Here is a 14,492-nt window from a genome sequence, read left to right on the forward strand (position 1 = left end):
CATTATGCCTCCTCAGATTCTTCGCAGAATTTTTTATATTCCTCAGCACTTAGCAAGTCTTCGATTTCTTCTACTCCTTCCACTTCGATCAGCCATGATTCTAAAGGCGCTGAATTGATCAGCTCAGGACTGTCTAGCAACTCTTCGTTAACTGCCGTAACTGTGGCTGTGATTGGAGAATAGGCTTCTGAAACAGCCTTAACAGATTCGATATCTGCAAATGATTCACCTTTCGTAACCTCATCACCTTCATCTGGTAAATCAATAAAAACGATATCGCCTAGCTGATCTTGTGCATAATCAGAAAGACCAATTTTCACTTTATCTCCATCAAAAAGTACCCACTCATGTGATTTTGAAAATTTCAATTCCGTAGCTTTTGTCATAATAAACGACTCCTTCTTTTCCAATTATTTTTTTATAAACGGTATAGTTACAACTTCTGCTTTAATTCTTTTCCCTCTAACTTCAACTTCTATAGGAGAACTGATTTCTACACTATTTTTCTCAACTAACGCCATTGCACATGCTTTATTAATAAACGGACACATTGTACCTGAGGTTGTTTGACCAATTTTCTTGTCATTAAAATACACATCTGCCCCTTCACGAACGATTCCTCGATCCGTTAACTGCAGACCGATTCGAGTGATTTTAGGTTCGCCTTTGTCAATAAGAGCTTTTTTACCGATGAAATCTTCTTTGTTCATCTTTACTGCAAAGCTTAAATCTGTTTCAAAAGGCGTGATCTCGTCTGTCATTTCATGACCGTAAAGCGGCATTCCTGCTTCTAACCGTAACGTATCACGAGCGCCTAACCCACAAGGAATAATCCCATATTCTTGACCCGTCTCCAGTAATAAATTCCATAATTTGATTCCGTCTTCTGGTTTGCAGTATAGTTCGTAACCAAATTCTCCTGTATAACCTGTTCGAGATAAAAGACACGTCACACCACCAACATCGGCGTGTTCAGTAAAGCTATAATATTTTTTAGGTATCTCTTCTTCTTTCGTTAATTTCCCAATAATTTCTTTCGCAAATGCGCCTTGCAATGCGATTTGAACAAAGTGATCCGATTGGTCCGAGAATTCGACTTCACCAAATAAGTGCTTTTTCATCCATGCAACATCTTTTGCTCGATTCGCTGCATTGACGACTAATAAATATTTTTCATCACTACATTTATAAACAAGTAGATCATCGATCACACCGCCGTTTTCATTACACATCAAGGTATATCTAACACGACCTACTTCTAAATTACTAAAATCATTTGTTAATACATACTGCAAATTCGCTAAAGCATCTTTTCCTTCATAAACGACTTCACCCATATGGGAAACATCGAATAATCCTACTTGATTTCGAACAGCTAAATGTTCTTTGATCACACCGCTATCTTTATATTGAACAGGCAACGTGTAACCAGCAAATGAAACCATTTTTCCGCCTGCTTCAAGATGTGCGTCATATAAAGGTGTTTTTAAATCCATCTTTTCTACTCCTTTGCTTCTTTGTATTTTTAGTGCTTAATTTATGACACCTCCAAGCTGTATAAACTATATAAAAACAGAGGAACAGGCATGTTAAAAAAATGCCTGTTCCTCTGTACAAAACCTGAGAGATTCGTCTTCTTCTTGAAGAGTTGCTCCTTCGGTGCTTCCGCTTTCCAGAGTGATGTCCAATTACGGTCCTTTTACCTGAGATCTTCATGATCAATGGTTTGCGCCATTGATTATTTATTCCTTCGGTGCTATGACTAGTCTCTCCCGTAATTCTCTTCCATCTACTTTATTTTGTGCCTATAGTTCATTTTTTAGGCATTGAATAATACTGTTGTTTAGTCTTTAATTCAAAATACTGAGGTACTGGATTATCTAATTTACCAGCTGTCAAAGCCAGTGTTTGAATCATACGATTTTCATACAAGTGAATGTACATTTGTTTTTCTTTACTGTCATAAGCACTTGTATATTGGGTATACTGTACATCTGTATCTGAACTGACTTTCACAACACCTTTAGGAATATCAAAGCTATCTAAAATATGAAAAATCTGTTCCACTGCTTGTTCATCGTCTACTGGCTCTGAAAAGTGTTTTAGGTACGCTGCACGGACAAATCGAGATTGCGGTGTAAAATCACCTGGAATTCCTCTTAGCCCAGAACCTTTACCATTTGAAATCACATGAAGGTCATCCATCTGAATATCGGGTGCTATCGCATCACTAAGTCCAACATAATTTTGAAGGTTGGTCAAATGCCAATCAAATTTAGGGCTGTTCGTAAAAACACCGACAGGATTATCATAAATTTCATAGCCACCATCGATGGAAGGTTCAACTACAACGGAGGCACCAGACTCATCTTGAAATACATAATGTTGAGGAATCCCCGCTGGATTATCAACAATTGCTATTGCAGTCTCTTGATTTACCCGCTCTTTCAATTCCTTGACCGAAGCATAGTTTGTTAGCGCATAGGTCACAAATTCAGCGCCTGCTAAAGGTAATTTCCCCATTGCGCGAATTTTTTCTGATTCGATATACCGATTATAATGACCAAAGTAAAAAGAACCGCCCACCAATCCTTTTTCGTTAACACCGTCTACTAATAATGGCTGACCGGAAATTGAGACCCCCATCGCAGCATAACGTGTTAAAAAGTGATCTAACGAAACAGTTAGATCATAATTTCTTGGAATAATTGCAGCATCATACTCTAACAACAAATTAAATTCCTGTGTTCTTCCCCAGTAACTATTCCCCTTGATTGATTTAATTGTAATTCCTGTACACATTTTCTCACACCCTTCTCATTTTTTCAAAATTCTGAACTACGATCATTTACTTTTTTTCACTAGTAAAGTAATTCCTCCAGCAACAATAAATGAAATCCCTATAAATAAGAATGAACTAAAGAAAGCACCATTAGACAGTTGAATCAGCGCACCAATAATCGTCGGTGCAACAAATCCACCTGAGACACCGATTGCGTTGATCGTTGCATATTTGGCTGACACTTCATCTGTTGGAAATATTTTTAATGGAATACTCATCAATGTAGCAAAAGCTAAGCTCGCAAACGCCACAGCACAAGTTAATGCCACCATACTCATGATAAATGTTCCGACAACAGAGACTAAAATAGCAAAGATTCCTCCACCTATAGTGGCTATGAAAATCACATTTTTTTCTTTACCAACGAAGTATTTATTCACTACAATGCCACCCAACATAGCTGCGATCATCGTGAAAAAGCCAATAATTGCTGCTACATATGCCGTTTGAGTTAAGGCAAGACCATGAGCTTCGACTAAATAAGTCGCCATCCAACCATTTAAACCGTATATCGCAGCGTTTATAAAAAATGCCGCAAATATCAAAATCCAAACATTTCGATCTTTTAGTACTTCTCTAAATGAGATAACCTTTTTATTTTTTAAATGCTCTTTCACTCCACCAAATTCTTTAGGGATCACAAAATACATTAAAACGGCGACCAAAAGGACTGCTGCCCCTAAAAAATAATAGGTCTTATGCCAACCGATCTGTAGTAAAAGAGGCGCAATCAATAACGGTCCTACTATTGCTGCAAAACCTGAAGAAGCAATCATTGTCGATTGTGCTGGTCCTCGTTTCTCTATTGGCAATTCTTGTGAAATAAAGGTACTTACAGAAGATGGATAACCAGAATGAGCCACGGCTCCTGTCATGAATCGAATTAAAATCAAATACAACAAAGAAAAGCCGAAGCCAAATAAAAACAGAAAAATTCCTACTAGAAAAACAGACGCGATCATCATTTTTCTTGTTCCAATCTTACTAGATAAATAACCAAATGGAATTTGAAAAATCGTATAACCTAGAAAAAAAGCACTGAGTATCAAGCCTTTTTGCTGTGGATCAAAACCTAAATCATTTGCAATCGTCACCAGTGACATCCCAATTGTCGTCTTGTCTACATAAATACAGGTGTATCCCAAAAATATAGCGACAAGCATCCACGTAACATTTCTTGTTTTCTTATTTTCCACTGTCTCACTCCTCACGAAAGAAAGCGCTTTCTATTTATAATTATGCTTGATATTTGAAAAAAGTCAATATCTCTATCCAATTATTTTACATAAAGTCAAAAGAAAATGATTTTTTCTTCTCTTTATGAATGCTTGATAAAAAAAGGAGATTGAAAAAAATTAAACAATTTTTCTCAATCCACTTTTTTAACGATTTTTTTCTAACGTATTGCTTAAACGCCCAAACTCGATTAATGACAACGTTTCTCCACGACGTGAAGGTTCAATCTCAGCTTCTGTCAAACTCTTAGTCAACCAAGCTTTGGTTTCATCATCTTTACCGTAAAAATGAATCAAGTTGTTCCACAATGTCTTACGGCGCAACTGGAAGGATGCTTTTGTTAGTTTGAAGAATTCTTTTTCATTCGTTACTTCAACTGCTGGTTTATCACGTTTTGTTAATTTGATGATTGCTGAATCAACATTTGGTTGCGGGATAAACACAGTTTTCGGCACAATAAACGCAATGCTTGCTTCCATAAAATACTGAACAGCAATCGATAACGAGCCGTAAGCTTTGGTTCCAGGTTTTGCCGAGATTCGGTCTGCAACTTCTTTTTGCATCATAACGATCATTTCCTCTACCGCTAAATCCGATTCTAAAAAGTGCATCATGATCGGCGTTGTAATATAGTAAGGCAAATTAGCAACCACTTTGATAGGAAGTTCTTCTTTAAAAACCTCTTTTGTTGTACCAACTAGATCTGCTTTAAGCACATCACTATGAACAACTGTGACATTTGGATAGGGACTCATCGTATCTTCTAAAACAGGAATCAAGCGATCATCGATTTCAAATGCTAAAACTTGTGCAGCATTTTTGGCTAGCTGTTCTGTTAAAGCACCGATACCAGGTCCGACTTCCACCACATTGGTCTGCGTATCGATTCCTGCTGTCTCAACAATTTTCCGTAAGATATTCGGTTCTGTTAAAAAGTTTTGTCCTAAACTTTTTTTGAATGAAAAGCCGTGTTGCTTCAAAATTTCTTTGGTTCTTGAAGGGGTGGCTATTTCTTTATATTCTGTCAAATTGATTCCTCCGATTTTTCACTAGGTCATTCATTTAAGTTATTCATGACATCTCTTAATTCTTTTTCAGTGATCCGAAACATTTTCAAACGTTTCGTTAATTGTTTACTGTTTGTATAACCAATACGCAATTCATCGCCTAATTTTTCACGGCGTTCTTTTGCACGAGCTCCCGCTATTAAACCATATTCGATCAAGGTTTGTCTAGGGATTTCTTGATAGTCATCGGTCTCATTGATAGGTGTTACAATTTTTTCCAGCGCTTCTAAAATCGCTTCATCACTGGCATGTTCCACGCCTAAACTTGAGCCACGCTTTTTAGGTGCTGCAAGTTGCCGCGAGAGAAAGGCATGCTTAGCATCAGGCACAACTTCCATGATTGTTTTACGAATCTTTTCACCTGAAAAATCAGGGTCAGTAAAAATGATGACACCGCGCGTTTCTTGCGCATGCTCGATTTGTTCTAAAATATCCTCATTGATCGCTGAACCGATTGTCTCGATCGTATCCGCGTCAACAACTTCTTGAATCCGTCTGGTATCGTCTTTTCCTTCAACGACAATGATTTCTTCGATTCTCAACTTTTCTGTCATTCGGTTAACCTAAATAAACGATGCGCATTCGTTGTCGTTTGCTTTGCAATTTCTTCCAATGGAACTTCTCTTAATTCTGCGATTTTCTCTACTACATAACGAGTATAACCTGGTTCGTTACGTTTACCTCTATAAGGGACAGGTGCTAGATAAGGTGCATCGGTCTCTACCAGTAAGCGATCTAATGGAACTGCTTTGGCCACTTCTTGCACTTCTACTGCTTTTTTGAACGTCACAACACCGCTTAAAGAAATATGCATCCCCATATCTAAAAATTTCGCCATCCACTCAGGATCACCACTAAAGCTATGCATAATTCCACCGATATCACGAATATCTTCTTCTTTTAAAATTTTATACGTATCTTCCATCGCATCTCGTGTATGGATACTGATTGGCAGGTTCATTTCTTTGGCAATTGCGATTTGACGACGAAACACACGATCTTGTACCTCTTTTGGGTCTTCCATCCAATAGTAATCTAAACCAATTTCGCCAAGTGCCACTACTTTTGGTGTTGTTAATAACTGCTGAAGTTTTTTCTCGACTTCCGGCGTATAACTTCCAGCTTCTGTTGGATGCCAGCCGATAATACTTTGGATTTCTTTATATTGTTGGCTAAGTTCTAGAGATTTTTCGATCGTCGGCGTATCAAAACCAACCACTGCCATCTCCGTTACACCTAACTCTTTTGCACGTTCAATTGTTTCTGGAATATCTTCATTAAATTGTTCTGCGTTTAAATGGGTATGAGAATCAAAAATCAAGTAAACCCCTCCTTTGTCTTCTATACTTTATCACATTTTAACCAAAAGCTGAATGGACAGCTTCGATAAATTATCAGCTTCTTATAATTGCTTTATTAAAAAAAATAGCTTATACTATTCGGTCACGGCAATTTATGTCAGGAGGAACCAATATGTCAAACGATCGCACACAAGAAACGCATCATCTACATCAGGTTTACGAAGAATTAACTCAAGCAAAAGACACCTATCAAACCGCTATCGATGAAGTCAACACCACAGGAAAGTCGGTACTAGAGCAATTTAGCGGTGATACAAAACTAAATTTTGATAGTTACTCAGATAACTTAGAGACGTTTGCCATGATGGAAATGAAAAACAGGGAGATCGACCAATTAAACATCCAAAACGCAACTGCTGCTAAGCAACTGGAAAAAGTCGAACGACTACTGAAAGTTCCTTATTTTGGAAAAATTGATGTTACATTCTTAGATGCAGATTCTGATCGGGATATTTTTTATATCGGGATGAATGATTTTACCAATCTGGAAGGTGAATCACGGATCTACGATTGGCGTTCACCGATTGCTTCCCTTTTTTATAATAATGTTTTAGGTGACAGCAGTTACCTTGTCAATAAGACAGAGATTCCTGTTACGTTAAATCTAAAAAGGCAATTGATTATTGAGGAAGATCGTTTGATTAATTTCTTTGATACTAGCCTTGCGATCCAAGATGATATTTTACTCCATTCACTAGAAGCGGATTCTTCTCAATACATGAAAGATATCACAACAACGATCCAACAAGAACAAAATGAGATCATTCGAGATGAACGTCATCCTTTGCTTTTAGTCAATGGGATTGCAGGTAGCGGGAAAACATCAGCGATCATGCAGCGAATTGCTTATTTACTGTATAATCATCGAACCAAGATTACAGCTGATGATATTTTACTGCTTTCTCCTAACTCCACCTTTATTGATTATATTTCTCAGGTGTTACCGAATTTAGGTGAACGAAATCCATTGAATTTGACTTTATTACAGTTCCTTAAATTTACCTTTCGCGAAAAAACACCGATTGAAAGTGAATCAGCTTATTTCAAACGAATCACTGCTGAACAGGTAAGTGCCCAGCAAAGAGTGATTCAATCACAAAAATTTGTTGATTTTATTCACTCTTTCGAAGATGCTTCCCTAATTCAACAATCATTATTCAAACCGATTTTATTCAAACGTAAACCGATCTTTTCGGCTGAACTGATTTTCAATTTATATCAAGAAACACCAACGACTTTATCGATCCGAGATCGACTTTCCGCAACAAAAGAAAAACTATCAAGTTTGTGGAATCGTTATTTGATCAAACAGTCAAAATCCAAGCAAATGATCGATCAAATGCAAGACTTGACTGAAGCCGAACAGTTACGCTACTTTGACACAACTTTTGATGCAGAAGACGAGGAACAATTAGTGGAGTATGCACTTCAACGACTACAGCAAAAATACCGCAAAGTAGTGGATGGGATTACGAATATTGCTTGGTTTGACCAATGGTTACTTTTTGAAGCTTTATATCAACATTATCAACAAGATGCGTATCAAAGAACAACGACCGTTTATACTGCAGATGAAGTAGTGATTTTGTTATTGCTTAAAGATAAATTTATTGAGGATTTATCCAATCGACAAATGGCATTTATTTTAGTGGATGAAGTCCAAGACTATACAGAAGCTCAAATTCTTTTACTACTTAAATTATTCCCACAAGCGAACTTTACTTTGGCAGGAGATGAAAATCAAGCGATTTTTAATACATCAGTCAGTTTTATTGGGTTGAAAGAATTACTATCGGCATCTAGCCGTTCTGTTACGTCTTATCAGCTATTAAATAGTTACCGTTCAAGTAAAGAGATCACTCAGTTATTTCAGACTTTAGTGACCAATCATGAAAAGCTTAAAATCGTATCGATCCGAAAAGATGGTGAAAAACCTGCTTTTATTGAATGTGACGATGAAGTAGCGTATCTTGATACTTTAACTTCCCTTTTGGCTTCATTGGAAAAAGCAGAAGATACTGTGGTGATCACAAAAACAGCCTCAGATGCAGAATTATTGAAACAACAACTTGCGCAAAAAAATAGCGCGATCGATACTCAAATTCTTTCAATTGATATGGCTAAAGGACTAGAGTTTGATAATGTCATCATCCATGATCCTTCAAAATTACGTTATGGAACGACTGACAGAGAGAAAAAGATTCTTTATACAGCGATTTCTCGCGGGATGAAACAGGTGTTTCTGCCTTATGTTGGGGAGATTTCTGAGTTGTTGAAAACTGAGTAATCATTCTCTTCAAGACTCTAAATCGTAAAATCATTCCATTTTCCGTAATAAATTCTTAAAAACATCGGGCTAAAAACACAGACTTTAGCCCGATGTTTTTTTCCCTATTCCACAGTAAACTTAACTCCAGTCTGATTTTCAATTTGATAGGAGTGAATGCTGTTTGAAAAATTTCTTTGAAGAATCTGACTTTTTAAAATCAACGATCCGAGAGAACGTAACTATTCAACGAAAACCTCAAGTTAATACAGTCTGGCATTGGCTAATATTGATTCTTTTTGGTCTATTGGCTTATGGAACCATGACACAGCAGTTCCTTTTGATTGCCGTCTTCATTGTTCTTGCAGCGATAGTAAAAGGACCTATGATGCTGTTGTGGGGAGCTATTTATTCAGCGTTACTCGCTTTTTTCCCACCGTTAGGGATTTTACTCTCTATTGTATTTTTCATAATAAACCTTGGAACTGTCGCAAAAAGTTGGCGAATTTCATTGACGGGTGCGTACTTTTATCTAGTGCCTCTAATTGGAGGTATCATCCGTACTGTTGTTAAAAATGAACCTGATTATGCAGTCTTAGCTTTTGTTGCTGTTAGTATAGTAGGGCTACATTTTTTGCTTAACTGGTTATATAAACATAATAGTTTGAGCCGAACTTTGACTTGGTCGATCATTAGTGTTCCTTTTTCACTATTGATCATGCTTTTGCCAACACGTTTCCGTAGATTGAAATCAAATAAGAATCTAAAATTTTAACAATGAAATATAGACTAAAAGTAGACTGCCTCACATAAAAATGAGGCAGTCTACTTTTTTCAATCTCTTTAAACAGTTCCAGCTTTCAATGCTTTATCTAAGGCATCATTTAATTTTTTCATTTGTTCTTCATTGAAGATATCTTTTGCACCTTCACGCGCTTCTTTTGCATTTTCTTCTGTTATAGCACTTGGATTAGCTTCTATTTGTTTAATCATTTCATCTAACTGTTCATCCATCAACTTTTGAATTTCTGGATCGTCTTTTAAATCACTGTAATCGATTGAGTCATCCTCTAAATCTACATCTGAATCATCAGAAATAGTTCCAGTAATATTCGCTAAGATAGCATCTAATTCATCTTGGCTAATGATTTCTTTTTTGCTTGGCATCTTGATTTTGCTACTATTTTTTTCTGGTGTAACAGCAATTGTCATCACAATGCCCATTTTAGCTTCCTCTTCATCTGTCGCAGCTATAGACATTTCCATATCAAATGCTTTAGTTTTTTGATTGATACTGATTTTTATATCCATTTTATCCAAATCGTTCTTCAATGATTTGATCGCATCTTCCATTTCTTTTTGGTCGCCTGATTTTTTGTAGTCTTTATTTTCTTTGGCAACTTCATCGATTTTTTCCATTATTTGGATGATTTCTTTTTTGGTAAAGGTATGCGTAACAACGTCTTTGTCTTTTGTAAATGTTTTTTTATCAAAGCTTTCGATCAACTTTTTGATTTCTCTACCCATTTTAGAATTTTCAGCATTTGTAAACATCTTATTCTTTATTGGATTTGTTTTCTTCTCTAATTCACCTGAAGTTAAAGTGTCCCCAGCTTTAGCAAGATCGATGTACTTTCCTTTTAGTTTATTCAATTCACTCTTGTTAAGTTCAACTGGATAACCGAAAGAATTTGCTAAATCCATCAGACCTGAAACAAAACTAGTGGACATGTAATATTTATCTGCATTTCCAACAAATTGAAATGGTAATTTCTCACCAAATAGATTGGCTGTGATTTCCATTTTCATCATCTCTTTTTTATCATCGATCGCATATTTCCCGTCAATGCTCATGTCTTTTAGCTGACTGGCAATCATTTTGACATATGCCCCGCCATCGTCACCATCGTAAGTTAAATCCTTGATCTTCATCTTAAAGCTAGAAGCATTATACTCCTCACCTTTAGAGCTAAATAACTCTTTTGTAAAATCTTTTCTTGGATCTGATCCACACGCGGCTAATAGAAAAATCGCTACCCCCGTGATGATCCCCAACAGATATTTCTTCATTTTCATCCAACATTCTCCTTATTTCTTGACTTAAATTTTTTGGTTCTATCATAATGATACAATAAATTATATTCTTTTGATATAAATTTCAATCATATTTTTCAAATTATTAAGTTTAGCAAAAACAACCAAAGTGTCAGTCTATAGTTGAACTAGACTGACACTTTGGTTGTTTTTATCTTACTTCAATTATGCGATGATTGCCCCGTTTGGCATTTCTTTTGGCGCATCGAGGATTTGTAACTTTCCTTCTGGCGATTCAGCAGAAAGAATCATTCCTTGGCTGATCTGACCACGCATTTTTCTTGGCTTCAAGTTTGCTACAATCACAACTTTTTTACCAATTAATGCACTTGGATCTGGATAGAACTCAGCCACACCAGAAAGAATCTGACGGTCTTGCTCATCTCCTGCGTCTAGACGGAATTGTAGTAACTTATCAGCACCTTTGACTTTTTTACAATCAATGACTTCGGCTACTTTTAGCTCTACTTTATCAAAATCTTCGTATTTGATTTCTTTTTCTTTTGTAGAAATAAGTTCTGTTTCTTCTGGGTCCCATTTGATTTCTTCCGTTGTTGTTTGCGCATTTTGAGACATCTTCTTTTGAATATAAAGTACTTCTGTATCGATCTCTAAACGTGGGAAAATCGGTGTTCCCTTCGCAACCACTTTGACTTCAGTTGGAAATTCACCAAAATGGATCTCTTCCATATTCATCGTATCAGGATCTAACCCTAATTGTTCAAAGATTTTTGTTGGTGTCTCAGTCATCACAGGTTGTAACAGAATCGCTACAATACGCAAACTTTCAGCTAAATGGACCATAACACTATCTAATTCATTTTTCTTCTCTTCATCTTTGGCTAAAACCCAAGGTTGTGTTTCGTCGATATATTTATTCGCGCGTGAAATCAACGTCCAAACTTCGGCAATCGCCGTGTTGAATTCCATTTTTTCCATTGCTTCATGGTATTTTCCGATCACATTTGCAGCAGTAGTAGATAACTCGCTGTCAAACGGCGTAACTTTTGAAGCGTATGTGGGAACATGTCCCTCACAATATTTGTTGATCATCGCAATCGTACGGTTTAGTAAGTTTCCTAAATCATTCGCCAAATCGTAATTTAAACGAGAAACGAAATCTTCTGGCGTAAAGACGCCATCACTTCCAAACGGAATCGCACGCAATAAATAATAACGCAGCGCATCTAAGCCATAGCGATCCACTAATATTTCTGGGTAAACCACATTGCCTTTAGATTTAGACATTTTACCGTCTTTCATCAACAACCAACCATGACCAAAAATTTTCTTAGGTAACGGTAAGTCTAAAGCCATCAACATAATTGGCCAATAAATCGTATGGAAACGAACGATTTCTTTTCCGACCATATGAACATCTGCTGGCCAGTATTTTTTAAATAGGCTGTCATCTTCTGATCCATAACCCAAAGCGGTAATATAGTTAGATAGCGCATCGATCCAAACGTAAACCACATGTTTCGGATCATTCGATAATGGAATTCCCCATGAAAATGTCGTACGTGACACGGCTAAATCTTCTAAACCTGGTTTGATGAAATTGTTGATCATTTCATTTTTACGTGATTCAGGTTGAATAAATTCTGGGTGTTCATTGTAGTATGCCAATAAACGATCCGCATATTTACTCATACGGAAGAAATACGATTCTTCTTTGACTAATTCTACTTCGTGACCACTTGGTGCTTTACCACCTATCACTTTACCTTCTTCATCGCGATAGACTTCTGCTAATTGTGTTTCTGTAAAGTATTCTTCATCAGAAACAGAATACCAACCTTCGTATTCGCCAAGGTAGATATCTCCTTGTTCTAATAAGCGATCAAAGATTTGCTGAACGGCTTTTTTATGGTAATCGTCCGTTGTACGGATGAATTTATCATAGCTGATATCCAGTGTTTTCCATAACTTTTGAACATCTGCTGCCATTTTATCCACATATTCTTTAGGCGTAACGCCTAATTCTGAGGCTTTATTTTCAATTTTTTGTCCATGTTCATCCACACCTGTTAAGTAAAATACGTCAAAGCCCATCAAACGTTTGTAACGGGCCATCGCATCACAAGCAATCGTTGTATAAGAATTGCCGATATGTAGTTGTCCGCTTGGATAATAAATCGGGGTGGTGATATAAAATGTTTCTTTTTCTGACATGTAGAAACATCCTCCTTCTAGCATTCTCTTGAATTTACTCCTAAATAGTATACCACACTTGGCTTTATTGAACTAGAAATCCTGATATTTTCTCAAGATAAAAAAGAGGTTGAGCCAAAAGCCGCTTAGGTTCGACCAATTTCGTAAAAAACGAACAATACGCTTTTCGTATTGCTCGTTTTTTACGAAATTGCCTAAGAACCTGACTTTTGGCCACCGATTATTACGTTTTAGTTTTGTCTGGCACTCTTTTAGCTGTTTTTATGTTTACCCTCTAATAACACCATCTTGAACAGCCGTTTCAGCGACTTCACGTATGATGACATCCACTAATTCTTGATTAAAAGGAGAGGGGATAATGTATTCACTCGTAAGTTCTGATTCTGGAATAATTTCCGCAATGGCTTTTGCTGCAGCCAGTTTCATGTTTTCAGTAATTTTCGTAGCACCAGCGACAAAGGCACCTTTAAACAATCCTGGAAAAGCCAGAACGTTATTGATTTGGTTTGGATGATCCGAACGCCCTGTTCCTACAACTGCCGCGCCTGCATCGATTGCCTCTTGATAATCGATTTCTGATTCGGGATTAGCCATTGGAAAGACAATAGCACCTGTATTCATTGAGGCGACCATTTCTTTTGACACCAATTTAGGTGCAGAAACGCCGATAAACACATCTGCTCCAACCATGGCTTCTCCTAAAGATCCACTAAAGTTTTCAGGATTCGTGATTTCAACAATTTCTTTCTCTAAAAAATTCATCGATCTATCCATTGTTTTGGATAATGCACCGTCAATATTGAACGCGATGATATTTTTCACGCCAAAATGATGCAACATTTTTATGATTGCACTACCTGCTGCACCTGTTCCTGATACAACCACTTTGATATCATCGACTTTTTTATCCACAATTTTCAACGCATTGATCAACGCTGCAATCGTTACGATTGCTGTTCCATGCTGATCATCATGAAAGACCGGAATATCCAGCTCTTCCATTAATGTACGCTCAATTTCTACACAGCGTGGAGCAGAGATATCTTCTAAATTGATTCCGCCAAAGGTTGGAGCCATTGCTTTGATAATCGCAATTATTTCTTTAGGATCTTTCGTATCTAAACAAATGGGAATCGCATCGATTCCAGCAAATTCTTTAAACAGCAATGCTTTTCCTTCCATAACTGGCAATGCCGCTTTAGGACCAATATCGCCTAACCCAAGAACAGCTGTACCGTCGGTTACGACTGCTACAGTATTGCCTTTCCACGTATAATCGTACACTGAATTCGGATTGTCATGGATTTTTCTACATGGTTCAGCCACACCTGGTGTATAAGCTAATGATAGATCCTCTTTTGTTTTCACTTTGGCTTTTGAATGAATGTCGATCTTTCCTCGCCATTTTGCGTGTGCTTTCAATGCTTCTTCATAAATATCTGCCATTTTTC

At 37.0% G+C, this 14,492-nt stretch carries 12 protein-coding genes and 1 riboswitch; of the genes, 2 read left to right on the forward strand and 10 right to left on the reverse strand.

The features are described 5' to 3' along the window. Window positions 1-2: 2 nt before the first annotated feature. The 7 genes from gcvH to AC4BB7_RS13980 all read right to left on the reverse strand — a co-directional run bounded on the left by gcvH (window position 3) and on the right by AC4BB7_RS13980 (window position 6,466). A complete protein-coding gene (gcvH, locus tag AC4BB7_RS13950; protein WP_490483426.1) occupies window positions 3-386 on the reverse strand; it encodes a glycine cleavage system protein GcvH in 384 nt (127 codons plus the stop codon). 24 nt (window positions 387-410) lie between these two features. Next, window positions 411-1,496, reverse strand: coding sequence for a glycine cleavage system aminomethyltransferase GcvT (gcvT, locus tag AC4BB7_RS13955; RefSeq protein ID WP_490483427.1), 1,086 nt, complete (start codon window positions 1,494-1,496; stop codon window positions 411-413). A 185-nt stretch (window positions 1,497-1,681) separates the two neighbouring features. Beyond that, window positions 1,682-1,785, reverse strand: a riboswitch (glycine riboswitch). Window positions 1,786-1,812: 27 nt separating this feature from the next. Then, the gene (locus AC4BB7_RS13960) at window positions 1,813-2,802 is read right to left on the reverse strand and encodes a linear amide C-N hydrolase (protein ID WP_490483428.1); all 990 of its coding nucleotides are present in this window, start codon (window positions 2,800-2,802) and stop codon (window positions 1,813-1,815) included. 42 nt (window positions 2,803-2,844) lie between these two features. After that, the gene (locus AC4BB7_RS13965; protein ID WP_490483429.1) at window positions 2,845-4,038 is read right to left on the reverse strand and encodes an MFS transporter; all 1,194 of its coding nucleotides are present in this window, start codon (window positions 4,036-4,038) and stop codon (window positions 2,845-2,847) included. A 186-nt stretch (window positions 4,039-4,224) separates the two neighbouring features. Next, window positions 4,225-5,106 (reverse strand): 16S rRNA (adenine(1518)-N(6)/adenine(1519)-N(6))-dimethyltransferase RsmA, encoded by an 882-nt coding sequence (gene rsmA, locus AC4BB7_RS13970; RefSeq protein ID WP_490483430.1) that lies wholly within the window; start codon window positions 5,104-5,106, stop codon window positions 4,225-4,227. A gap of 26 nt (window positions 5,107-5,132) precedes the next feature. After that, on the reverse strand, window positions 5,133-5,699 hold the full coding sequence (gene rnmV, locus AC4BB7_RS13975; RefSeq protein WP_490483431.1) for a ribonuclease M5: 567 nt from the start codon (window positions 5,697-5,699) through the stop codon (window positions 5,133-5,135). Further along, a complete protein-coding gene (locus AC4BB7_RS13980) occupies window positions 5,696-6,466 on the reverse strand; it encodes a TatD family hydrolase (RefSeq protein ID WP_490483432.1) in 771 nt (256 codons plus the stop codon). Before AC4BB7_RS13980 ends, rnmV begins: the two co-directional genes overlap by 4 nt. Before the next feature lie 152 nt (window positions 6,467-6,618). Between AC4BB7_RS13980 and AC4BB7_RS13985 the strand changes: the two genes are divergently transcribed. Continuing rightward, window positions 6,619-8,793: a HelD family protein gene (locus AC4BB7_RS13985; RefSeq protein WP_490483433.1), complete on the forward strand. Its 2,175-nt coding sequence runs from the start codon at window positions 6,619-6,621 to the stop codon at window positions 8,791-8,793. A 163-nt stretch (window positions 8,794-8,956) separates the two neighbouring features. Continuing rightward, complete coding sequence (locus tag AC4BB7_RS13990; RefSeq protein WP_490483434.1) at window positions 8,957-9,547, forward strand: hypothetical protein; 591 nt, start codon at window positions 8,957-8,959, stop codon at window positions 9,545-9,547. Window positions 9,548-9,615: 68 nt separating this feature from the next. Here the strand turns inward: AC4BB7_RS13990 and AC4BB7_RS13995 are convergent, their stop codons facing one another. The 3 genes from AC4BB7_RS13995 to AC4BB7_RS14005 all read right to left on the reverse strand — a co-directional run bounded on the left by AC4BB7_RS13995 (window position 9,616) and on the right by AC4BB7_RS14005 (window position 14,487). Then, window positions 9,616-10,848, reverse strand: coding sequence for a hypothetical protein (locus AC4BB7_RS13995; protein WP_490483435.1), 1,233 nt, complete (start codon window positions 10,846-10,848; stop codon window positions 9,616-9,618). Between the two features lie 183 nt (window positions 10,849-11,031). Beyond that, on the reverse strand, window positions 11,032-13,041 hold the full coding sequence (gene metG / locus AC4BB7_RS14000) for a methionine--tRNA ligase (protein WP_086314078.1): 2,010 nt from the start codon (window positions 13,039-13,041) through the stop codon (window positions 11,032-11,034). Window positions 13,042-13,308: 267 nt separating this feature from the next. Then, window positions 13,309-14,487, reverse strand: a complete 1,179-nt coding sequence (locus AC4BB7_RS14005) for an NAD(P)-dependent malic enzyme (protein WP_490483436.1) — start codon at window positions 14,485-14,487, stop codon at window positions 13,309-13,311. Between the last annotated feature and the right edge of the window lie 5 nt (window positions 14,488-14,492).

It is taken from the genome of Enterococcus sp. AAFC-DPL-5182 (assembly GCF_058216605.1).